General features: G+C 72.9%; 15 protein-coding genes. 10 read left to right on the top strand and 5 right to left on the bottom strand.

Translation table 11 applies throughout. The features are described from left to right. Nucleotides 1-27: 27 nt before the first annotated feature. Both SM450_RS18130 and SM450_RS18125 read right to left on the bottom strand, forming a co-directional pair. On the bottom strand, nt 28-828 hold the full coding sequence (locus SM450_RS18130; protein ID WP_474620916.1) for an ABC transporter ATP-binding protein: 801 nt from the start codon (nt 826-828) through the stop codon (nt 28-30). After that, nucleotides 821-1,723 (bottom strand): ABC transporter permease, encoded by a 903-nt coding sequence (locus SM450_RS18125; protein WP_474620915.1) that lies wholly within the window; start codon nt 1,721-1,723, stop codon nt 821-823. The genes SM450_RS18130 and SM450_RS18125 overlap by 8 nt, the downstream gene beginning before the upstream one ends. A gap of 154 nt (nt 1,724-1,877) precedes the next feature. Between SM450_RS18125 and SM450_RS18120 the strand changes: the two genes are divergently transcribed. The 3 genes from SM450_RS18120 (at nt 1,878) to SM450_RS18110 (ending at nt 4,781) form a co-directional block, all read left to right on the top strand. Next, the gene (locus tag SM450_RS18120; protein WP_474620914.1) at nt 1,878-2,510 is read left to right on the top strand and encodes a TetR/AcrR family transcriptional regulator; all 633 of its coding nucleotides are present in this window, start codon (nt 1,878-1,880) and stop codon (nt 2,508-2,510) included. Nucleotides 2,511-2,643: 133 nt separating this feature from the next. After that, nucleotides 2,644-3,756 carry a DegT/DnrJ/EryC1/StrS family aminotransferase gene (locus SM450_RS18115; RefSeq protein WP_474620913.1) on the top strand — a complete coding sequence of 371 codons (1,113 nt, stop codon included), beginning with the start codon at nt 2,644-2,646 and terminating at the stop codon, nt 3,754-3,756. Then, nucleotides 3,753-4,781 (top strand): Gfo/Idh/MocA family protein, encoded by a 1,029-nt coding sequence (locus SM450_RS18110; RefSeq protein ID WP_474620912.1) that lies wholly within the window; start codon nt 3,753-3,755, stop codon nt 4,779-4,781. Before SM450_RS18115 ends, SM450_RS18110 begins: the two co-directional genes overlap by 4 nt. A 78-nt stretch (nt 4,782-4,859) precedes the next feature. On the opposite strand, the gene SM450_RS18105 is transcribed toward SM450_RS18110, so the two are convergent. Together SM450_RS18105 and SM450_RS18100 are read right to left on the bottom strand one after the other, a co-directional pair. Continuing rightward, entirely contained in the window at nt 4,860-5,714 is an 855-nt protein-coding gene (locus SM450_RS18105) for a hypothetical protein (protein ID WP_474620911.1), read from the bottom strand. Continuing rightward, on the bottom strand, nt 5,711-7,132 hold the full coding sequence (locus SM450_RS18100; RefSeq protein WP_474620910.1) for a glycosyltransferase: 1,422 nt from the start codon (nt 7,130-7,132) through the stop codon (nt 5,711-5,713). The genes SM450_RS18105 and SM450_RS18100 overlap by 4 nt, the downstream gene beginning before the upstream one ends. Nucleotides 7,133-7,605: 473 nt before the next feature. On the opposite strand from SM450_RS18100, the gene SM450_RS18095 reads away from it, so the two are divergent. The 4 genes from SM450_RS18095 (at nt 7,606) to SM450_RS18080 (ending at nt 14,201) form a co-directional block, all read left to right on the top strand. Continuing rightward, on the top strand, nt 7,606-9,267 hold the full coding sequence (locus SM450_RS18095) for a glycosyltransferase family protein (RefSeq protein ID WP_474620909.1): 1,662 nt from the start codon (nt 7,606-7,608) through the stop codon (nt 9,265-9,267). 76 nt (nt 9,268-9,343) lie between these two features. After that, nucleotides 9,344-10,933: a glycosyltransferase gene (locus SM450_RS18090; RefSeq protein WP_474620908.1), complete on the top strand. Its 1,590-nt coding sequence runs from the start codon at nt 9,344-9,346 to the stop codon at nt 10,931-10,933. Nucleotides 10,934-11,012: 79 nt separating this feature from the next. Beyond that, nucleotides 11,013-12,269, top strand: coding sequence for a nucleotide sugar dehydrogenase (locus SM450_RS18085; RefSeq protein ID WP_474620907.1), 1,257 nt, complete (start codon nt 11,013-11,015; stop codon nt 12,267-12,269). 75 nt (nt 12,270-12,344) lie between these two features. After that, nucleotides 12,345-14,201 carry a hypothetical protein gene (locus SM450_RS18080; protein ID WP_474620906.1) on the top strand — a complete coding sequence of 619 codons (1,857 nt, stop codon included), beginning with the start codon at nt 12,345-12,347 and terminating at the stop codon, nt 14,199-14,201. A 13-nt stretch (nt 14,202-14,214) separates the two neighbouring features. On the opposite strand, the gene SM450_RS18075 is transcribed toward SM450_RS18080, so the two are convergent. Continuing rightward, nucleotides 14,215-15,384 carry a hypothetical protein gene (locus SM450_RS18075; RefSeq protein WP_474620905.1) on the bottom strand — a complete coding sequence of 390 codons (1,170 nt, stop codon included), beginning with the start codon at nt 15,382-15,384 and terminating at the stop codon, nt 14,215-14,217. 172 nt (nt 15,385-15,556) lie between these two features. Here SM450_RS18075 and SM450_RS18070 point away from each other — a divergent pair, with 172 nt between their 5' ends. From SM450_RS18070 to SM450_RS18060, 3 genes are read left to right on the top strand one after another with little or no spacing between them, the layout of a single operon-like run. Then, the gene (locus SM450_RS18070) at nt 15,557-17,152 is read left to right on the top strand and encodes a glycosyltransferase family 4 protein (RefSeq protein WP_474620904.1); all 1,596 of its coding nucleotides are present in this window, start codon (nt 15,557-15,559) and stop codon (nt 17,150-17,152) included. Further along, on the top strand, nt 17,149-18,729 hold the full coding sequence (locus SM450_RS18065; RefSeq protein WP_474620903.1) for a glycosyltransferase family 2 protein: 1,581 nt from the start codon (nt 17,149-17,151) through the stop codon (nt 18,727-18,729). The genes SM450_RS18070 and SM450_RS18065 overlap by 4 nt, the downstream gene beginning before the upstream one ends. Next, nucleotides 18,726-20,009, top strand: a complete 1,284-nt coding sequence (locus tag SM450_RS18060) for a nucleotide sugar dehydrogenase (RefSeq protein ID WP_474620902.1) — start codon at nt 18,726-18,728, stop codon at nt 20,007-20,009. The genes SM450_RS18065 and SM450_RS18060 overlap by 4 nt, the downstream gene beginning before the upstream one ends. The last annotated feature ends 142 nt before the right edge of the window (nt 20,010-20,151 follow it).

Raw genomic sequence — 20,151 nt, 5'->3', positions numbered from 1 at the left:
GGAACCCGGCCGGTGCGCTCCGGTGGGCTACTTCTGGTTCTCGTACGCGTCGCAGACCTCTTTGGTGGGGCCGTCCATCTTCAGCACGCCGCTCTCCAGCCAGATGGTCCGCTCGCAGGTGTCGCGGATCGAGCCGATCGAGTGGCTGACCAGGAAGACCGTGCCGGCGCTCGCGCGCAGTTCGCGGACCCGCTGCTCGCTGCGGGCCCGGAACTTCCGGTCGCCGGTGGCGAGCGCCTCGTCGATCAGGAGCACGTCGTGCTTCTTGGCCGCGGCGATGGCGAAGCGCAGCCGGGCGCCCATGCCGGAGGAGTAGGTGCGCATCGGCAGCGAGGCGAAGTCGCCGCGCTCGTTGATGCCGGAGAACTCGATGATCTCCGGGGTGAGCCGTTTGACCTCGTCCGGCGCCATGCCCATGGCCAGGCAGCCGAGCACCACGTTGCGCTCGCCGGAGAGGTCGTTGAGCAGCGCGGCGTTCACGCCGAGCAGGGACGGCTGGCCGTGGGTGTAGACCGCGCCGCGGGCGGGTGGGAGCAGGCCGGCGATGGCCCGGAGCAGCGTCGACTTGCCGGAGCCGTTGCTGCCGATCAGGCCGATCGCCTCGCCCTCGTAGGCGGTGAAGCTCACACCCTTGACCGCGTGCACCTCGCGGATGTTGGGCGCCTTGGTGCGGGAGGCGAGGCGCTTCAGCGCGGAGACCGGGGTGGTGCCGCTGGACGCGCCCTTGTGGATCCGGTAGATCACGTGCACGTCGTCCACCACGACGGTGGGGATCCGGCCCGAGTCGGTCACGGTGCCGGCGCCCGCCGGCAGGGTCTGCTCAGCCACGGCCGTACTCCTTCTCTCCGCGCCAGAAGTAGACGAATCCGCCGACACCCATCACGACGGCCCAGAACAGGCCGAGCGACCACAGTTTCAGCGGTGAACTCACCAGGTTGGGCTGGTGCGAGTCGAGCAGCGCGTAGCGGGCCAACTCGATGAAGACAAGCGGCGGGTTCCATTCCAGGATGTTCGCCGCCCACCCGGGCAGGTGCTCGCGGATGAGCGACACCGGGTAGAGCACGCCGGAGGCGTACAGCCAGGTGCGCATCACGAACGGCATGATCTGCTTGAGGTCGGTGGCCTTGGAGCCGAGCCGGGCCGTGACCATGGTCAGCCCTATGTTGAAGATGGTCTGGAGCAGCAGCATCGGGGCGAGCAGCACCCACCGCCAGGTGATCGGCTCGCCGGTGAGCAGCACGATGGCGGCGAGCACCACCATCGACATGAGCAGTTGCTGGAGCTGCACCAGGGTGACCGTGATCGGCAGCGCGGCGCGGGGGAACTGGAGCGCCCGGATCATGCCCAGGTTGCCGTTGATCGCGTTGGTGCCGTTGGACGCCGCGGTCTGGGTGAAGATGAAGATGAACACACCTGTGCAGAGGTACGCGATGAAGTTCGGCACGTTCCGGTGCTGCGCCAGGATCAGGCCGAAGATCAGGTAGTAGACCGCCGCGTTGGTGAGCGGGGTCAGCACCTGCCAGAGCTGGCCGAGCTGGGTGTTGCTCAGCGAGGACGCGACCTTCGCCCGCGAGTACGCGGTCATGAAGTGCCGGTACGCCCACAACCGGCGGGCGTACTCGGCCAGGGGCGGTCGTTCCCCGGCCACCCGAAGCCCGTACCGCCGGGCCAGTTGGGCCCGGGTCAGTCCGGATTCGGGGTCGGCCACCGCGGTGTCGGCCATGATCAGGCGCTCCGATCTTTCGTGCTGATGGGGAGCAGTGCGGTGAAGTCGTCCAGCGTGGCCGGGCGGGGAGGAGCCGCCTCGCTGCTGCATGGAAAGTAGTCCACCGAACGTCGGGACGCAACCGTACCGTCGTTGCGCTACATTGTTACACGTGACGACCGAGAAGAGGCGCCCCCCGGCCGGCGCGGCGGTGCTGCGTGGGGAGATCACCAGCGCCATCCGCGCCGCCGTGATGCAGGAGTTGGCCGAGGTCGGCTACGGACGCCTGTCGATCGAGGCGGTGGCCCGGCGGGCCGGGGTGAGCAAGACCGCGATCTACCGTCGGTGGCGCTCCAAGCTCGATCTGGTGCTGGACATGGTATCCGCGGTGGCCGGACGCAACCTGCCCCTGTTGGACACCGGGAGCCTGCTCGGCGACCTGGAGATCCTGCTGCACGTGATGGCGCGTGCGTTACGTCACCGGCTGGCCGCCCAGATCATTCCGGACCTGCTCGCCGAGGCGGCCCGCAACCCCCAGATCGGGGAGAAGCTCCAGGCCGCCCTGGACGACTACCAGCAGGCCGTCGGCCGGATCCTGATCGGCCGGGCGGTCGAGCGCGGCGAACTCTCGCCGGACACCGACAGGCGTGCGGCGGTCGACCTGATCGTCGGCCCGATCTACTGGCGGATGGCCATCTCCCGGGCCCCGCTGAAGACCGCCGAGGTGCCGCGGATGGCCACCGCGATCGTCGCGGCGCTGCGGGTAGCATGCGTGAGGCCCGTTCGCGACGAGGTGGAGATCTGAGCCCCGCCCCCGCGCCGGCCGACGCGATCATGAACAGTGGGCGGACAATCATCGCGACCGCCTGGTTTTCGTCACAAACCGCTACCATCCCCAGACGTCCCCCGTGCACCACGTGTCGACAGGAGGAAGCCCCATGGTCGGGCCGCATCCAGAGTTCATTCCCCCAGCACGACCGATCATCGGCGAGGCCGAGATCGAGGCGGCTGTCCGGGTGCTGCGGAGCGGCCGGGTCGTGCAGGGCCCGGAGGTCGCGGCGTTCGAGGAGGAGTTCGGTGACCTGGTCGCCGGCCGGCACTGCGTCGCCGTCAACTCCGGCACCTCGGCGTTGCAGCTCAGCCTGATGGCGCTCGGGTTCGGCCCCGGCGACGAGATCATCGTGCCGTCGTTCTCGTTCGCCGCCAGCGGCAACGCGGTCCGGCTGGTCGGCGCCGAGCCGGTGTTCGTGGACATCGAACCGGGCAGCTTCTGCGTCGACCCCGAGGCGGTCGCCGCCGCGATCACGCCGAAGACCGTCGCCATCATGCCGGTGCACCTCTACGGCCACCCGGCCGCGATGGACCGGATCATGGCGATCGCGCAGCAGCACGGCCTGGCCGTGATCGAGGACGCCGCCCAGGCGCACGGCGCCGAGCTGAACGGCACCCCGGTCGGCGCCTTCGGCACCGCCGGCTGCTTCAGCTTCTATCCGACCAAGAACATGCACGCGCTCGAAGGCGGCATGATCACCACCGCCGACGCCGGGCTGGCCCGCACGCTGCGGCTGCTGCGCAACCAGGGCATGGAGCAGCGGTACGCCAACGAGATCGTCGGCGCCAACATGCGGATGACCGACGTGGCCGCCGCCATCGGCCGGGTGCAGCTCGGCCAGCTCGACGGATGGACCGAGCAGCGCCGGGCCAACGCCAAGGTCCTCGACTCCGCGATCACCGGCATGGTCACCCCGCCGGTCGCCGACGGCGCCAAGCACGTCTACCACCAGTACACGGTGCGGGTGCGGGGCGACCGTGACGCCGCCCAGGCCCGCCTCACCGAGCTGGGCATCGGCAACGCGGTCTACTACCCGACGCCGATCCACCGGCTCAAGCCCTACCTGACCGAGGCCGGCACGCCCGGCCCGTGGGACCTGCCGGAGACCGAGCGGGCCGCCGCCGAGGTGCTCTCGCTGCCGGTGCACCCGTCGCTGAGCGCTGCCGAGCTGGAGCGGATCGCCGACGGCGCGAACTCGCCCGCCGGGGGTGCCGCATGACGGGGGCGCGCAAGCTGCGGGCCGGGCTCATCGGCCTCGGCGCCATGGGACGCAACCACGCCCGGGTGCTGTCCAGCCTGGACGGCGTCGAGCTGGTCGGCGTGGTCGACCCGGCCGGCGACACCACCGGCACGCTGCGTGCGCCGGTCGTGCCCGAGGTGAGCGACCTGCTCGCCCTGGGTGTGGACTACGCGGTGATCGCCTGCCCGACCGCGCTGCACGAGTCGATCGGCCTGGAGCTGGCCGCCAACGGTGTCAGCGCGCTCATCGAGAAGCCGCTTGCCCAGTCGGTCGAGGCCGCCACCAAGCTGGTCGAGGCGTTCGAGGCCGCCGGCCTGGTCGCCGGCGTCGGTCACATCGAGCGCTACAACCCGGCGTTGCAGAGCCTGCGCACCCGCCTGGAGGCCGGCGAGCTGGGTGAGGTGTTCCAGGTCGTCACCCGCCGCCAGGGCCCGTTCCCGCACCGGATCGCCGACGTCGGCGTGGTGATGGACCTGGCCACCCACGACATCGACCTGACCGCCTGGGTGACCGGCGAGGAATACACCTCGGTGGCCGCCCGCACGATCTCCCGCAGCGGCCGGCTGCACGAGGACATGGTCGCGGTCGTCGGGCAGCTCTCCGACGGGACGATGGTCAACCACCTGGTCAACTGGCTGAGCCCGCTCAAGGAGCGGTCCACGGTGGTCACCGGCGACAAGGGCTGCTTCGTGGCCGACACGCTCACCGCCGACCTCACCTTCTACGCCAACGCCGCCATCGACACCGAGTGGGAGGCGCTGCGCGCCTTCCGTGGCGTGGCCGAGGGCGACATGGTCCGCTACGCCATCCCGAAGCGGGAGCCGCTGCTCGTCGAGCACGAGCGGTTCCGGGACGCGGTGGAGGGCAAGCAGAGCGACATCGTGACGCTGCGGCAGGGCCTGCGTACCGTGCAGGTCGCCGCCGGGCTGCTGGAGTCCGCCGCGGACGGCAAGGTCGTCTCGGTCTCCTCGACCGCGCTCGGGTCACCCGCGGCCGCTCGCTGACCCGATCGGCGACCGCGCGACGACGAAAGCGCCGGCACCCCGACAGGGTGCCGGCGCTTCGCCGTCCGGTGGGGTCGGTCAGGTCTGCGCGGGCGGCACCGGATCGGCCCCGCTTGTCACGTCGTCACTCACCTCGGGTGACAGCTGATCCGCCACGTTGCCCTCGACCGGTTCCGACTCGGCCAGCGGCACGAGCAGCTTCGCCTTCAGCGCCGGGTCGGCGAGTTTCGTGCTGGCGGCGCCGACCACCCGGTCCGCGCTCTCCGGATATCCCACCCGGTGCATGCTTGTCTGCACCCGGCGGGCCACCTCGGCGCGGTACCGCTCCGGCAGGCCCGGCGCCGCGACGGCCCGCTCCCAGAACCAGCGCACCGCGCCGCTGCGCATCGCCCGTTTCCCGCTGACCGTCTGGAGCAACGCCTTGGCCGCGTCGCGCGCCTGACCCCGCGCGGTCGCGGCCACCAGCACCGGGGACGGCCCGGTGGTGGCCAGGCTCCGACGCCGGTAGGCGGCCGGGTCGGCCGTCCGCTTCTCGACCGCGCGCAGCCCCGGGGCGATGCCGTAGACCGCGTCGGCCGTCCGGTGCCGGTGCGCGAGCTGCCACACCGTGTGCAGGGCGCGGCCGTCCAGGGCGACCAGGACGTCGGCGTGCCGGGCGTGCCGGCGGACCCACGGGTCGTGCTGGGCGCGCAGCCAGGGCCGGCGGGAGGGGCTGGTCCGCGCGAACTTGCGCCGCAGCCGCGGCGTCATCTCGGCGCTGCGCGGCAACATGTGCAGCTCGGCGAGATCCCCGATGTCGGGGAGCAGTTCGGTCTCGAACGTGCTGGCGATGCGCACCCGGGCTCCGGCGGCCCGGAACTTCTCCAGCGCGTCGATCAGGACCGCCGCCCGCCCGGGGACGTTCCCGGTGATCATCAGGACCTCGATCGTCATCGGTCGCCCCCGGCGGGTACGCGGCTGCTGCGGGTCTGGGCCGGCACCACCGCCGCCGGCTGGGGCCGGATCATCGCGGTGATCTCCTGGACCGCGGGGTCGAGCTGGGCCCGGCGGGCGTACCGGCGGGCCTGCTCCCGGGCGGTCTCCCGGTCCGTGCGCGTGGTGTGGGCGGCCAGGTCGGCGGCGTGCCGGAACGCACCGGCTAGGTCGGCCGGCGCCAGCCCCACCGCCCCGGTCCAGAGCGGGTACGACGACAGCACCGTCGACGCGTCGTGCGCGGCCTCGTGGGCGGAGACGACGGGCAGGCCGGTGGCCATGTATTCGTAGACCTTGCCGGAAGTCATGTACTTACCGCCGGTGACCATCAGCACGAGTGCGTCCCAGCGCTGGTAGAGGCCGGGCACCTCGGCGCGCGGCACGGAGCCGCCCACCACGACGCCGTCCTCGGCCGCGGCCCGGAGCAGTTCGGCGTGGGCGTTGTCGCCGCGGGCCCAGGCCGCGCCGATGTGCCCGCGCACCTCGAACGTGGCGTCGGCCAGCAGCGGGTCCGCCCGGCGTGCCGTCCGCCAGCCCTGGAGCACCGCGTCGAGCAGTCGCACCGGCAGGTTGAGCGCGCCGAGGTAGCCGAAGACGAGCGGGCGGCCCTGGGCCGGCCCGGACAGCGGTGGCACGGCCGCGTCGTCGTACCCGTTGCGCACGACCCGCATCCGGTCGGCCAGCTCGGGGTAGCGCTCGCGGTAGAAGCGGGAGATCGGCTCGTTGACGTTCCAGACCGCGAGCGCCTGGGACAGCACCTTCTGCTCCCACCGCCCGGCGACCGAGTCGCGGGAGAACGCCTCGCCGCCGTTGACCACGTCGACCGACCAGCCGTCGCGGAAGTCGATCACGTACGGGACCTGGTGGGTCTCCCACAGCTTCCAGGTGGCGGCCAGGTTCACGTAGGGGGAGCAGGTCGTCACGAGCAGGTCGGCGGGGTGCTCCCGGTGCAGCCGCACCAGCGCCCGCTCCAGCTCCGGCCGCCAGCCCCCGAAGATCGGCTCGGGGAAGACGGACAGGGTCCGGCGACGCAGGTCGGACAGCCAACGGCGGTGGGCGAGGGTGCGCGACTCGGAGAAGGTGCGGATGTCGGTTTCCAGGTCGTCCCGGAACAACGGCAGCTTGACCACGCGCAGCGACGGGTCCAGGCCCTCGGTCAGGGTGTGGTCCAGGCCGTACTCCCGTTCCCACGCCTCGTCGGCGATGGTGACCACGGTCACGTCCCAGCCGGCCGCCGCGAACTCGTTGGCGGTCTCCCGCATCCGGTACGCGCAGCTCTTCGCCGCCGGCGGGAACCCGATCGCCAGGTAGATCACGTGCGGTCGGTCGCCCCCGGGGGAGGGTTGCCGGGGTACCCCGAGTGTTCTTCCGTTGTTCATCGCTTCCGATCCTCAGAGGGTGGGCAGACGCGGCCCCGGACGCCGACTCGACGTGACGGCGGAGCGCGAGTTCGCCGAGCCGATCCGCCGCCGGGACGTCGCCGCCGCCGTCCTCCGCCCGCGCGGGACCAGGCGCCGCGCGGCCGATCGACCCGCGGGCCGCGTGGTCGCGCCCGGAGCGTTACCCACAATAGCGCCGGCCCGGTGGCCGGGCGGACCACGCACACGGCGCGTTGCCGCTCGGGACGCCCGGCGGCCACGCCGTAAGCGTCGTCCGGGTGGCCGGAGCCGGGCCGCGAACGGACCGGCCGGATGCCCGGTTCGGGCGTTTGCCGGACGCTCCGGCGCTATGGCAAACTCGGTCCGGTTCGCGCCCAGCAACGGTGTGGCGCCATCGCTTCGGCAGCAGGGGGCACTCGCCCGATGTTTCTCGATCTTCCCCGTGACCGCGGGCACCAGTCGCGGGTCACGCGATGAGCCCCGCACGTCCGGCCACCCGGCGGGTGCTGGACCGGGCGCTGCGGGCCGGCACTTCCCCGCGTGCCCTTCGGTTCGGCCCGGTCGCCGGCCTCTGGAACGCTGTGCTCGCCGCGCCGGCCATCCCCGACCGCGCCCGGGTGCGGCTCGCCGACGCGGTGCACGCCGGCCTCCTGCGCGCCGGTCGTCCCGAGCGGGCCACCGCGACGGTACGGGCGGCGGCGAGCCGGCTCGCCGATCCCCGTCCGCTGGCCACCGCGCTGGGTCGCCGGGCCGCCGCGGAGCTGGACCGGGACACCCCGGCGAGCCTCGACGCCGCGGTCGCCGCCGAGCTGACCCTTGCCGACCGGGCGCTCGCCCGGGGCGACGTCCGGGCCGCGGCGGCCTCCGTGCGCGCGGCCCAGCAGCGGGTCTTCGACCGCCGGCTGCACTTCGACCGGATGACCTCCCCGCTCGCCCAGGACCCGGCCGGGTTCCTGGCGCAGTGGCACGCCTCGGCCGCCGTGCGCGCCTGCTCGGCGCCACACGGTCGCCGGTCGCCGGCCGTCGCGCCCCCGGCCGACCGGCCGCTGCGGCTGCTCCTGGTGACGTACGGCAACCACGGCTTCATCGAGCCCGTCCGCCGCCACTTCGACGAACGCCCGGACGTGGAGTTGCGGTTCCTCGACCCGGGCGACACGGGCGAGCACGTCCCGCTGCTTGGCGACCAACGTTCGATGGTCGAGCATCTGCTGGCCGGCAGTTCCGCGTTCGGCGACTCGGTGGCCGAGTGGCTGGCGCCCGAGGTCGAGTGGGCCGACGTGGTCTTCGTCGACTGGTGTGCCGCGCTGGCCGTGCTGTTCACCATGGTCGACCCCGGCACGACCCGGGTGATCGTCCGGTTGCACAGCTTCGAGGCGTTCGCCGCGTGGCCGCACCTGGTCGACTACAGCCGGGTCGACGACATGGTCTTCGTCTCCGACCACCTGCGTGACCTCACCGTCGCCGCGGTCCCGGCGCTGGCGGCGGCCGACACCCGCCGGCACGTCATCAGCAACGCGATGGACCTGCGCGCCTACCGCCGGCCCAAGACCGACGACGCCCGCTTCACCCTCGGGCTGGTCGGCATCAAGGCGGTCGCCAAGGATCCGCGCTGGGCGGTGAACGTGCTGCGCGAGTTGCGCGCCCGGGACGAGCGGTACCGTCTCGTGCTGATCGGGCGGGACCTGGACAATCCCGACGCCAGCCCGGACAGCCGCCGCTACTGGGACGCGTTCCTCGCCGACGTCGCCGAGCTGGAGGCCACCGGTGCCGTGGTCCGCCTCGGGCAGACCGACGACGTGCCCGGCGCGCTGGCGCAGGTCGGGGTCATCCTGAGCAGCTCGGTGCGGGAGAGCTTCCACTGCGGCCTGGTCGAGGGCGTGGCGAGCGGCGCGGTGCCGGTGGTCCGGGACTGGCCGTTCTTCGCCGGAAAGCCGGCCTCGGCCCGCACGCTGTTCCCAGCGGACTGGGTGGTCGACACGCCGGCGCAGGCGGCCGAGCGGATCCTGTCGGTCACCGCGACGGAGGACGCCTGGCGCAAGACCGCCGAGGAGGCGGCCGAACACGCGGTCGAGACCTGGGACTGGCAGCGCGTCCGGCATGATTTCGACCGGCTCGTCGCGGGTGACCGGGGCTGACCCGACAGCCGGTCCGTGGGCTGAGAACATTCCTCCCGTGCTCGACGTGCGGGTGGTCCTTGCAGAGGAGAGTGCGATGGTGGCGACGGGGGACAGCGCGTCGACGGCGCCGGCCCGGATCGTGATCCTGGTCGACAACGGGGTGAACGGCGACTCGCGGGTGCAGAAGACCGCGATGTCGGCCGCCGACGCCGGCTGGGACGTGATCCTGCTCGGCCGCTCCCCGAACGGCCAGCCGCAGACCTGGCAGCTCGGCGCCGCGCAGGTGCGGTTGCTGCCGATGCCGACCCCGCTGCTCAAGCGGCGGCACGAGTTCCGGCGGCGGTGGCTGACCGGGCCGCTTGCGTACCCGCCGACGGGTGTGGCGGCGTTGCGCCAGCAGGAGGTCCGGGCGTGGCTGACCGACCTGCGGGTACGCCGGGCGCAGCTCGTCTCGACCGGCGGCTCCCCGCTGGCGCGCCGTGCCGTACGGGTGCAGGAACTCGCCGCCAAGGCGACCCGGAAGTGGGTGTCGTTCCGCCACTGGCAGCTCACCCGGGCGCAGAAGCAGCGCAAGCCGCTGCGCACCCCGTCGGACCGCTTCTACACCTGGTCGCAGTTGCGGCTGCACGGCGACCGGGCGTGGCGGAAGCTGGAGCCGGCGCTGTGGGACTACGAGCTGGCCTACGGCCGCACCGTGGACGAGCTCAAGCCGGACATCATCTACGCCAACGACTTCCGGATGGTCGGGGTGGGCGCCCGGGCGAAGCTGCGGGCCGCCGCGAAGGGCCACCCGATCAAGCTGATCTGGGACGTCCACGAGTATCTGCCCGGGGTGAAGCCGCGCGCGGACAACGCCAGGTGGATGGTGGCCAACCGCGCCCACGAGCACGAGTACGCCAGGCACGCCGACGCCGTCATCACGGTGTCCGAGCGGCTCGCCGAGTTCCTCCGGCGTGACCACGACCTGCCCGAGCTGCCCTCGGTCGTGCTGAACACCCCGCACGCGGCCGACGCGCTCGGCGCCGCCGGCGCCGGCCCGGACATCCGCAGCGCCTGCGGTCTCGGCCCGGACGTGCCGCTCGTGGTCTACAGCGGCGCCGCGGCGGCGCACCGTGGCATGGGCGTGATGGTGGAGGCTCTGCCCCGGCTGCCCGGGACGCACCTGGCGTTCGTGGTGAACGCGCCGGACGGCCCCTACCTGACCAGCCTGAAGAAGCGGGCCGAGGAGTTGGGGGCGGCCGACCGGCTGCACGTGTTGCCGTACGTGTCGCCGGCCGAGGTGGTCGGCTTCCTCTCCACCGCCACCGTCGGGGTCATCCCGATCCACCACTGGCTCAACCACGAGATCCAGTTGATCACCAAGTTCTTCGAGTACTCGCACGCGCGGCTGCCGATCGTGGTCAGCGACGTCGAGACGATGGCCGAGACGGTGCGGCAGACCGGGCAGGGCGAGGTCTTCCGGGTCGACGACACCGACGAGTACGTCCGGGCGATCGAGGCGGTGGTTGCCGATCCGCAGCGCTACCGCGCGGCGTACGCGTCGATGGATCTCGCGGCGTGGACCTGGGAGGAGCAGGCCAAGGTGCAGAACGGCCTCTACCACCGGCTGGCTCCGGCGGGCCGGCGCCCGGCGCTGCCGACGTCGGACGGGCGGCCCGCCACCGACGAGCTGACCCGGGTGTGAGGGCGGCAGCGGGTAGCATGCCCACGGCTCGCTCGACCACCTCTCCTCCGCCGGACCAGCGACGCGCAAGGGACATGAAATGACAGATGTGGTGATTCTCGGCCTGGGCTACGTCGGGCTCCCGCTGGCCCGGGAGGCCGTCCGCGCCGGTGCCTCGGTGCTCGGGTTCGACGTCAAGGGCAGCGTGGTCGACGCCCTCAACGCCGGCCGGTCCCACGTCGACGACCTCGCCGACGCCGACATCGCCGAGATGCTTGCCGCCGGTTTCCGGGCGACGAGCGACGAGGCGGAGATCGCCACCGCGGACACGGCGGTGATCTGCGTGCCGACGCCGCTGTCCGACGACGGCGGGCCGGACCTCGCCGCCGTCGAGTCGGCCACCCGTGCGGTGGCCCGCAACCTGCGCGCCGGCATGCTCGTGGTGCTGGAGTCGACCACCTACCCGGGGACGACCGACGAGATCGTCCGGCCCATCCTGGAGGAGTCCGGCCTGCGCGCCGGGACCGACTTCCACCTGGCGTTCTCGCCGGAGCGGATCGACCCGGGCAACGAGCGCTTCGGCCCCCGCAACACCCCCAAGGTGGTCGGCGGCCACACCCCGGCCTGCGGCGACCGGGCGGCGGCGTTCTACGGGCGGTTCGTCGACACGGTGGTGCGCACCAAGGGCACCCGCGAGGCGGAGACGGCCAAGCTGCTGGAGAACACCTACCGGCACGTCAACATCGCACTCGTCAACGAGATGGCGCGGTTCTGCCACCAGCTCGGCATCGACCTGTGGGACGTGATCAACGCGGCGAGCAGCAAGCCGTTCGGGTTCCAGGCGTTCTATCCCGGTCCGGGCGTCGGCGGGCACTGCATCCCGATCGACCCCAACTACCTCAGCCACAACGTGCGGGCCCGGTTGGGCTACCCGTTCCGGTTCGTGGAGCTGGCCCAGGAGATCAACGCGACCATGCCGTCGTACGTGGTCCGCCGCGCGCAGGACATCCTCAACGACGCCGGCCTGGCCGCCAACGGCTCCTCGGTGCTGCTGCTCGGCGTGACCTACAAGCCGGACATCGCCGACCAGCGCGAGTCCCCGGCCGTGCCGCTGGCCCGCCTGCTGCACGGCCTCGGCGCCAAGCTCAGCTATCACGACCCGCACGTGGAGCACTGGCAGGCCCTCGGCGGCAGCGTGCCCCGCGCCGAGGACCTGGAGGCCGCCGTCGCCGCGGCGGACCTGGTCATCCTGGTGCAGAACCACCGCTCGTACGACGTGGACGCGCTCGTCGGGCGGGCCAAGCGGTTCTTCGACACCCGTGGCGTGACGACAGGCGACGCCGCGCACCGGCTCTGACCCGCAGGTGCCGCGACACTCCGTGATTGCCCGGTTACGGTAACGGCATCACTGTCGCTCGTAGCATCGGGCGTCATGACTGATTTCCGGTCCGACGCCCGAGGTCCGCACGGCCCCGCCCTCGCCGGCCCGGCCGGCGACCGGGTCGCCGCCGTCCAGGACCGCCCGGGCCCGGCCGACCGGTCCGAGGACGCCCCGACCGGCGGGCCGGAGCGGCGGTACGACCTGGCGGCGGCCCTGGTCTACCTGGCCGGCGCGGTGCTTGTCACCGGTCGGGGCTGGCTTGACGTGCACGGCCGGCTGCTCGGCAGCCGGCCGTCCGACCAGGGCTTCAACGAGTGGATGCTGGCGTACGCGGCGCACGCCGTCACGCACCTGCAGAACCCGTTCTTCACCACGCTCCAGAACGCCCCGGACGGGGTGAACCTGATGAGTAACGTCGGGATGCAGCTTCCCGGCCTGGTGCTCACCCCGGTGACGGTGCTCGTCGGCGCGCCCGCGGCGTACCTGCTATTCGTCACGCTCAACCTGGCCGGCACCGCCTACGCCTGGTACCACGTGCTCTCCCGGCACCTGGTCCGCCGCCACCTCGCCGCCGGGGTCGGCGGGCTGTTCTGCGGCTTCGCCCCGGCGCTCGTGTCGCACAGCAACGGCCACCCGCACATCACCGCCCAGTGGCTGGTGCCGTTCCTCATCTGGCGGGTGGTGTGCCTGGCCCGCGGTGGCCGGGTGCTCCGCGACGGGCTGGTGCTCGGCGCGCTCGTCACGGCGCAGCTCCTCATCGGCCTGGAGGTTCTCTTCCTGACCGCGCTTGCCTGCCTGGCCGGGCTGCTGGGCTGGCTGCTGGTCCGGCCCCGGCGGGTGGTGGCCGCCGCCCGGCCGCTGGCCGGGGGGATCGCGGTAGCCGGGCTGCTGGTGCTGCTGGCCGGCGCGTACCCGCTGTGGATGCAGTTCGCCGGCCCGCAGCACCGGGTGGGTCACCCGGGCTCGCCGGACCAGTTCGTCCTGGCGCTGAAGTCGTACGTCACCTACGCCACCGAGTCGGTGGGCGGCGGTCCGGACAGCGTGCGGGGCCTGGTCGCCAACACCACCGAGGAGGCGAGCAGCTTCGGCTGGCCGTTGGTGATCCTGCTGGTCGCGGCCGTGCTCTGGCAGCGCCGGGAGCCGCTGGTCCGGGTGCTCGCCCTGGTCGCGGTGGGGGCCGCGATCCTCTCCATGGGCACCAGGTGGACCTGGGGGCCCCGGCACTCCTCGGTGCCCGCGCCCTTCGCCCTGGTCCAGAACCTGCCGGTGGTCGACTCGCTCGTGGTCGCCCGGTTCGGGTTGATCACCACGGCGGCCGTCGGGGTGCTGCTGGCGCTCACCGTCGACCGGCTGGCGGGGCTCGCCCGGCGGCCCGCGCCGGCGGACCGGCTGGTCGCCGCGCTCGGTGGCGTCGCGCTGCTGGCGGCGCTGGTGCCGGTGGCCCCGACGCCGCTGCCGGTGCAGCGGCGGGCGCCGGTGCCGGCGTTCGTCACCTCGGGCGCGTGGCGGGACCACGTCACCCCGGGACGGACCCTGGTGCCCGTCCCGGTGGACAACATGACGTCGGTGTGGTGGAGTTCCGCCGCGCGCACCGATTTCGCCGTGCCGCAGGGCTATTTCCTGGGCCCGGTGTCGGGGACCGACCCGACCGGCCGGTGGGGGGTCCGGCCGCGGCCGACCGCCGCGCTGCTCACCGCCGTCGACAAGGGGACGCGGTCCCCGGACCCTGGCCCGGTGGACCGGGACCGGGCGCTCGCCGACGCGCGCTACTGGCGGGCCGACGCGCTGGCGCTGCCGGCGGCGCACCCCCACGCGACGCCGCTGCGGGCCGTGCTCGACGCGCTCTACGGACCCGGGGCCCGGGTGGACGACGTGTGGCTCTGGGACGTCCGCCGACACACCCGCTGAGCCCGCCGCCGGATCACGGCGAGAAACGCCAGATCAGCAGCAGGTAGCCGCCGAAGTAGGCGGACACCAGCGCGAGGGTGGTAAGCACTGTCACCGCCCGGGCCCGGCCGGCGCGCGCCAGGGCCACCGCGGCGGGCAGCAGCAGCGGGAACGCGGGAAGCAGGAACCGGGCCTTCGAGTGGTAGAAGCCGGCGGCGCCGAGCGTGGTCAGCAACAGCAGCCCGCTGTAGAGCAGCAACTGCCACGGCTGCCGGTCGAGCAGGCTGAGCACGAAGAGCATGATCGCCAGCACCGCCACCAGCGTCACCACGTAGAACTCCAGCTCCGATGGCTTGCTGAGCACCTCACGGGCGCGCTGGACGGTGTTCACGCCGAGGTCGAATGAGGAACCCCAACCCTCGCCCTGGATCCGGAACCAGCCGTCCGGCCGGCCGGTGCGCCAGCCGACCCACGCCAGGTAGCCCAGCCAGCCGGCGGGCGCGAGCAGCATCGCCGCCCACGGTCGCCACCCGTCCCGACGCCTGATCACCGCGATCAGCGCGGCCAGGCCGACCACCCCGATGAGCGAGGAGCCGGTCGGCCGGGTGAGGCCGGCGAACAGGCAGAGCACGCCGGCGGTCAGCCAGTGCCGGCGCAGCAGCGCGTACAGCGACCACGCCGCAAGCGCCGTGAACAACCCCTCGCTGTACGACATGAGCTGCACCGCGGCGTGCGGCAGCACGCCCCAGAGCACGGCGAGGACCACCCCGACGCGGCGGTCGTACACGTGGGCGCCGACGGCGAACAGACCCCAGGCGGCGGCGAACCCGCCCACCCACGACACCAGCAGGGCGGTGTGCCGCAGGTCGAACGGCGTGACCGTGTCCAGCGCGGCGGTCAGGCCCGGATACAGCGGGAAGAAGGCCATGTTGCTGTGCAACTGCTCGGCGCCGTCGTACCCGTTGCGCGCGATGCCCAGATACCAACTGCCGTCGGCGCGGGTCAGCTCGCCGACGGCGCCGCGCCCCGTGCTCCGGGCCCAGAGCCAGATGCTCACCAGGCCGAGCAGGCGTACCGCGGTCCACGCGGCGAGCGCGGGCAGGGCGTACCGGACGGCGGCGCGGAGCCGCGCGGCGGGCCCCGCCGGCGCCGGCGGGTCGGCCGGCTCCGGTGCGGCCGGCGGGCGCTCGTCTGTCGTCACCATGTCCATTTTCGTCCTGTTCGCAGCGAGGTCGGGCCGGCCCGGGATGGAGGTTAGCAATCGGGCCCATCGGTACCGGGGACACGGCGGCGGCGGGCCCGATGCCCGCCACGCATTGTCGTAGACTCGCCGGGGTCCTCGGGCCGCGGGGCCGAGGGGACGGAGACGGGCGGTAATGGGAGCTGACGGCGCAGACATGACGGAGCGCACCCGGGGACGGGTCGTCATGCTGGTGGACAACGGTGTGAACGGCGACTCGCGGGTGCAGAAGGCCGCCCGCTCCGCGGCCGACGCCGGCTGGGAGGTCATCCTGCTCGGCCGGGCTCCCGGCGGCACGCCGGAGACCTGGAAGCTGGGCGCGGCCGAGGTCCGCCTGCTCAAGGTCCCCCTGCCGATGTCCAAGCGGCCGCACGAATACCGCCGCTCGTGGCTGCGCGCGCCGCTTGCGTACCCGCCGACCGGGATCGCCGCGCACCGCGCGCAGGCGGTCCGCGCCTGGCGTGCCGACCTGCGGGTCCGCCGCGCCGAGCTGACCGTCGCCGACCGGCCGCCCGCGCTGCGCTGGCAGTTGCTGCGCGCCGAGGAGCGCTTCTCCGGCCTGACCCGCCGGTGGGTGTCGCTGCGCCAGCGGCAACTCGGCCGGGCCAAGGCGCGCAAGCTCGACGGGCCGTGGGACCGCGCCTTCGCGCTGTTCTGGCAGAGGGTGCAGGGCGGCGGGGCGTGGCGACGGCTGGAGCCGGGCCTGTGGGACTACGAGCTCGGCTACGGCCCGGTCATCGACAAGCTCCAGCCCGACCTCATCCACGCGAACGACTTCCGCATGCTCGGCGTCGGTGCCCGCGCCAAGATCCGCGCCGCCGCGAAGGGGCGGCGCGTCGCCCTGGTCTGGGACGCCCACGAATACCTGCCCGGCGTGCAGCCGTGGCGCGACAACGCCCGCTGGCTGCCCGGCAACATGGCCCACGAACGCGAGTTCGTGCCGTACGCGGACGCGACGATGACCGTCTCCGGCGGGCTGGCCGACCTGCTCCAGGCCGAGCACGGCCTGGCCGAGCGGCCGGCGGTGGTGCTCAACGCCCCGGCGGTGGACGAGCTGACCGGCGGCCGGGCCGAGGCGCCGGACATCCGGGTCCGGTGCGGCGGCCTCGCGCCGGACGTGCCGCTGCTTGTCTACAGCGGCGTCGCCGCGCCCAAGCGCGGTCTCGCGGTGATGATCGAGGCGCTGCCGGAGCTGGCCGGGGCGCACGTCGCCCTGGTGGTCAACAAGCCCGACTCCGAATACGTGCGCGGGCTTGTCGCCCGGGCCCGGGAGCTGGACGCCGGCGACCGGGTGCACGTGCTGCCCTACGTGCCGCACGACCAGGTGGTGCCCTTCCTCTCCGGCGCCCAGGTCGGCGTGATCCCGATCCAGCACTGGCCCAACCACGAGATCGCGCTGATCACCAAGTTCTTCGAGTACTCGCACGCCCGGCTGCCGCTCGTGGTCTCCGACGTCCGCACCATGGCGGAGACCGTCCGCTCGACCGGTCAGGGTGAGGTGTTCACCGCCGAGGACGTCACCGACTACGTGCGCGCGGTGCGGGCGGTGCTGGCGGACCGGGAGCGGTACCGCGCCGCGTACGACCAGCCGGGGCTGCTCGCGAACTGGACCTGGGCGGCGCAGGCGGAGATCCTCGACGGCGTCTACTCCCGGCTGCTGCCGGATCATCCGCCGCGTGCCGCCGGCGGCACCCCATCGGCACCGGTGCTCGCCGCCGGGGCCGGGAGGTGACCCAGCCGGACGTCACAGTGGTGACCGCCGTCTACAACACCATGCCGGACCTGACCATCTGCCTCACCTCGCTCGTCGAGCAGACCATCGGGCTGGACCGGCTGGAGGTCGTGGCGGTGGACGACGGCTCGACCGACGGCAGCGCCGAGGAGTTGGACCGCTTCGCCGCGCGCTACCCCGGCACGGTGAAGGTGCTGCACCAGCCCAACTCGGGCGGGCCGGCCGCGCCGAGCAACCGCGGTCTGGAGCAGGCCACCGGCCGGTACGTCTTCTTCATCGGCTCCGACGACCACCTGGGTCCGGAGGCGCTGGAGCGGATGGTGGCCGCGGCCGACAGGTGGGGGTCCGACGTGCTGCTCGGGCGGCTCGTCGGGGTGAACAAGCGCTACGTGCACCAGGCGGTCTTCGCCAGCACCCAGCCGGACGTGGACCTGTTCACCTCGGCCCTGCCGTTCGCGCTGTCCAACACCAAGCTCTTCCGCCGGGAGCTGGTGGAGAAGTACGGTCTGCGTTTCCCGGAGGACATGCCGGTCGGCAGCGACCAGCCGTTCACGCTTGAGGCGTGCCTGCGGGCCGGGCGGATCTCGGTGCTCGCCGACTACGACTACTACTACGCGGTGAAGCGCGCCAATTCGAGCAACATCACCTACCGCAGCACGCACGTGGCACGACTCGGCTGCGCGGAGCGGATCGTCGCGTTCGTCGCCGAGCACATCGAGCCGGGCGAACGGCGTGACGCGGTCCTGCTCCGTCACTTCACCTGGGAGATCGCCAAGCTGGTCCAGGCCGACTTCCTGAAACTGGACCGCAAGACGCAGGAGCGGGTGCGCGCGGGGGTCGGGCGGCTCGTCACCGAACACCTCACCGAGCGGATCCGGCGCGCGCTGCCGGTGACCACCCGGGTCCGGCTCGGCGTGGCCGCGTACGGCATCCTGGCCGACCTGGTGGCCGTGATCCGCCAGGACGTCCGGCACGGGCTGCCGCAGCCGGTGCTCCGCGACGACGGCTGGTTCGCCCGCTACCCTGGTTTCGGTGACGGTCGGTGCGGGCTCTCCGACGACTGGTACGAGATCACCGTGTCGATGTCGAAGTGGCTGGCCCGGCTGGAGACGATGGCCGTACGCTGGACCGTCGACGGTGCGGGGGAGCGGGTGGTCCGGATCACCGCGCGTGGCCCGCACCCGGACCTGGCCGCGATGGCCGACGGCGGGATCACCGTCTCGGCCGGGCGGACGGCCGGCACGGTCGAGTCGATCGAGGCCGACCCGCTGGGCGCGACGGTGACCATGTCGTTCCGCGCCCAGGACCTGCTCGCCGGGGTGAAACCCGGTGGGGAGCGTCGGGTCGTCAGCGTGACTGTCACCCGCGACGGCGACGTCGCCTCGACGCCGGTGCGCGGCCCGTACCCGTCGATGGTGCAGCGGTCGGTGCACCGGGAGGACGGCCGGCTGCACGTGATCACCAGCAGCACGAACCGCAAGGGCGACCTGGTGCTTGTCGTCTTCCCGGTGACGCTGCGCCGCATGATGACCGGCCTGCGACGCAGGCTCCCCATTGGAGGAAAGAAGCAGTCATGAACATCTGCGTCGTCGCGCTCGGCAAGATCGGCCTGCCGCTCGCCGTGCAGTTCGCCTCGAAGGGGCACCGGGTGCTCGGGGCCGACGTTTCCGAGCGGGTCGTCCAGCTGGTCAACGACGGTGCCGTGCCCTTCCCGGGCGAGGCCGACCTGGACGTCAAGCTGAAGGAGGCGGTGGCCGCCGGGCTGCTGTCGGCCACCACCGACACCGCCGCCGCGGTCGCCGAGTCGAAGGCGGTCGTGGTGGTGGTGCCGTTGTTCGTGGACGCCGAGGGCGTGCCGGACTTCGGCTGGATGGACGACGCCACCCGGGCCATCGCCCGTGGCCTGAAGCCGGGCACCCTGGTCAGCTACGAGACCACGCTGCCGGTCGGCACCACCCGCGAGCGCTGGGCGCCGATGCTCGAAGAGGGCTCCGGTCTCACCGCGGGCACCGACTTCCACCTGGTGTTCAGCCCGGAGCGGGTGCTCACCGGCCGGGTCTTCGCCGACCTGCGGCGCTACCCGAAGCTTGTCGGCGGCATCGACGAGGGCTCCGCCGCGCACGGCGTGCGGTTCTACGAGGCGGTGCTCGACTTCGACGAGCGGGCCGACCTGAAGCAGCCCAACGGCGTGTGGGACCTGGGCTCGGCCGAGGCGTCCGAGCTGGCCAAGCTCGCCGAGACGACCTACCGGGACGTGAACATCGGCCTGGCGAACCAGTTCGCCCGCTTCGCCGACACGGTGGGCGTGGACGTCACGAAGGTCATCGAAGCCTGCAACACTCAGCCGTACAGCCACATCCACTCGCCGGGCATCGCGGTCGGCGGTCACTGCATCCCGATCTACCCGCGGATGTACCTGTGGAACGACCCGGCGGCCACTGTGGTCCGCTCGGCGCGGGAGGCGAACGCCGCCATGCCGGACTACGCCGTGGACCTGCTCGCCGCCGCGTACGGCGACCTGACCGGCGTGGGCGTGCTGGTGCTGGGCGCCGCCTACCGGGGCGGGGTGAAGGAGACCGCCTTCTCCGGTGTCTTCCCGACCGTGGAGGCGCTGCGCCGGCGGGGCGCGACGCCCTACGTCTCCGACCCGATGTACTCGAACGAGGAGCTGGTCGCGCACGGCCTGCCCGGCTACGACGGTGAGCCGGTCGGCGCCGCGGTGATCCAGGCCGACCACGCCGAATACCGCAACCTCGCCCCGGCGGACCTGCCGGGCGTGACGGTGCTCGTCGACGGGCGGCGGGTCACCGACCCGGCCCGCTGGACCGGCGTTCGCCGGGTGGTCATCGGCGGCTGACCCACTGATGCGCGGTGGGCCCCGGGTCGGGAACGACCGGGGCCTGCCGTGTGGTGTGTCCGATCCGGCATCGGGGGAAGAAGCAGTCGTCCGCCGTTCACCTGCCGGACACCCCGGCAATACTTGCGTCATCTGACCCGTT

Source organism: Micromonospora marincola (genome assembly GCF_056150385.1).
Note: the sequence above shows the minus strand (reverse complement) of the source record. Positions and strands in the feature narration are given on the sequence as shown.

Bases quoted from the DNA above. Each gene is read 5' to 3' on its own strand.
- SM450_RS18100 (WP_474620910.1), bottom strand. From the start codon at position 7,132: ATGAACAACGGAAGAACACTCGGGGTACCCCGGCAACCCTCCCCCGGG.
- SM450_RS18115 (WP_474620913.1), top strand. From the start codon at position 2,644: ATGGTCGGGCCGCATCCAGAGTTCATTCCCCCAGCACGACCGATCATC.
- SM450_RS18105 (WP_474620911.1), bottom strand. From the start codon at position 5,714: ATGACGATCGAGGTCCTGATGATCACCGGGAACGTCCCCGGGCGGGCG.
- SM450_RS18110 (WP_474620912.1), top strand. From the start codon at position 3,753: ATGACGGGGGCGCGCAAGCTGCGGGCCGGGCTCATCGGCCTCGGCGCC.
- SM450_RS18070 (WP_474620904.1), top strand. From the start codon at position 15,557: ATGGGAGCTGACGGCGCAGACATGACGGAGCGCACCCGGGGACGGGTC.
- SM450_RS18090 (WP_474620908.1), top strand. From the start codon at position 9,344: ATGGTGGCGACGGGGGACAGCGCGTCGACGGCGCCGGCCCGGATCGTG.
- SM450_RS18060 (WP_474620902.1), top strand. From the start codon at position 18,726: ATGAACATCTGCGTCGTCGCGCTCGGCAAGATCGGCCTGCCGCTCGCC.
- SM450_RS18125 (WP_474620915.1), bottom strand. From the start codon at position 1,723: ATGGCCGACACCGCGGTGGCCGACCCCGAATCCGGACTGACCCGGGCC.
- SM450_RS18095 (WP_474620909.1), top strand. From the start codon at position 7,606: ATGAGCCCCGCACGTCCGGCCACCCGGCGGGTGCTGGACCGGGCGCTG.
- SM450_RS18085 (WP_474620907.1), top strand. From the start codon at position 11,013: ATGACAGATGTGGTGATTCTCGGCCTGGGCTACGTCGGGCTCCCGCTG.
- SM450_RS18080 (WP_474620906.1), top strand. From the start codon at position 12,345: ATGACTGATTTCCGGTCCGACGCCCGAGGTCCGCACGGCCCCGCCCTC.
- SM450_RS18075 (WP_474620905.1), bottom strand. From the start codon at position 15,384: ATGGTGACGACAGACGAGCGCCCGCCGGCCGCACCGGAGCCGGCCGAC.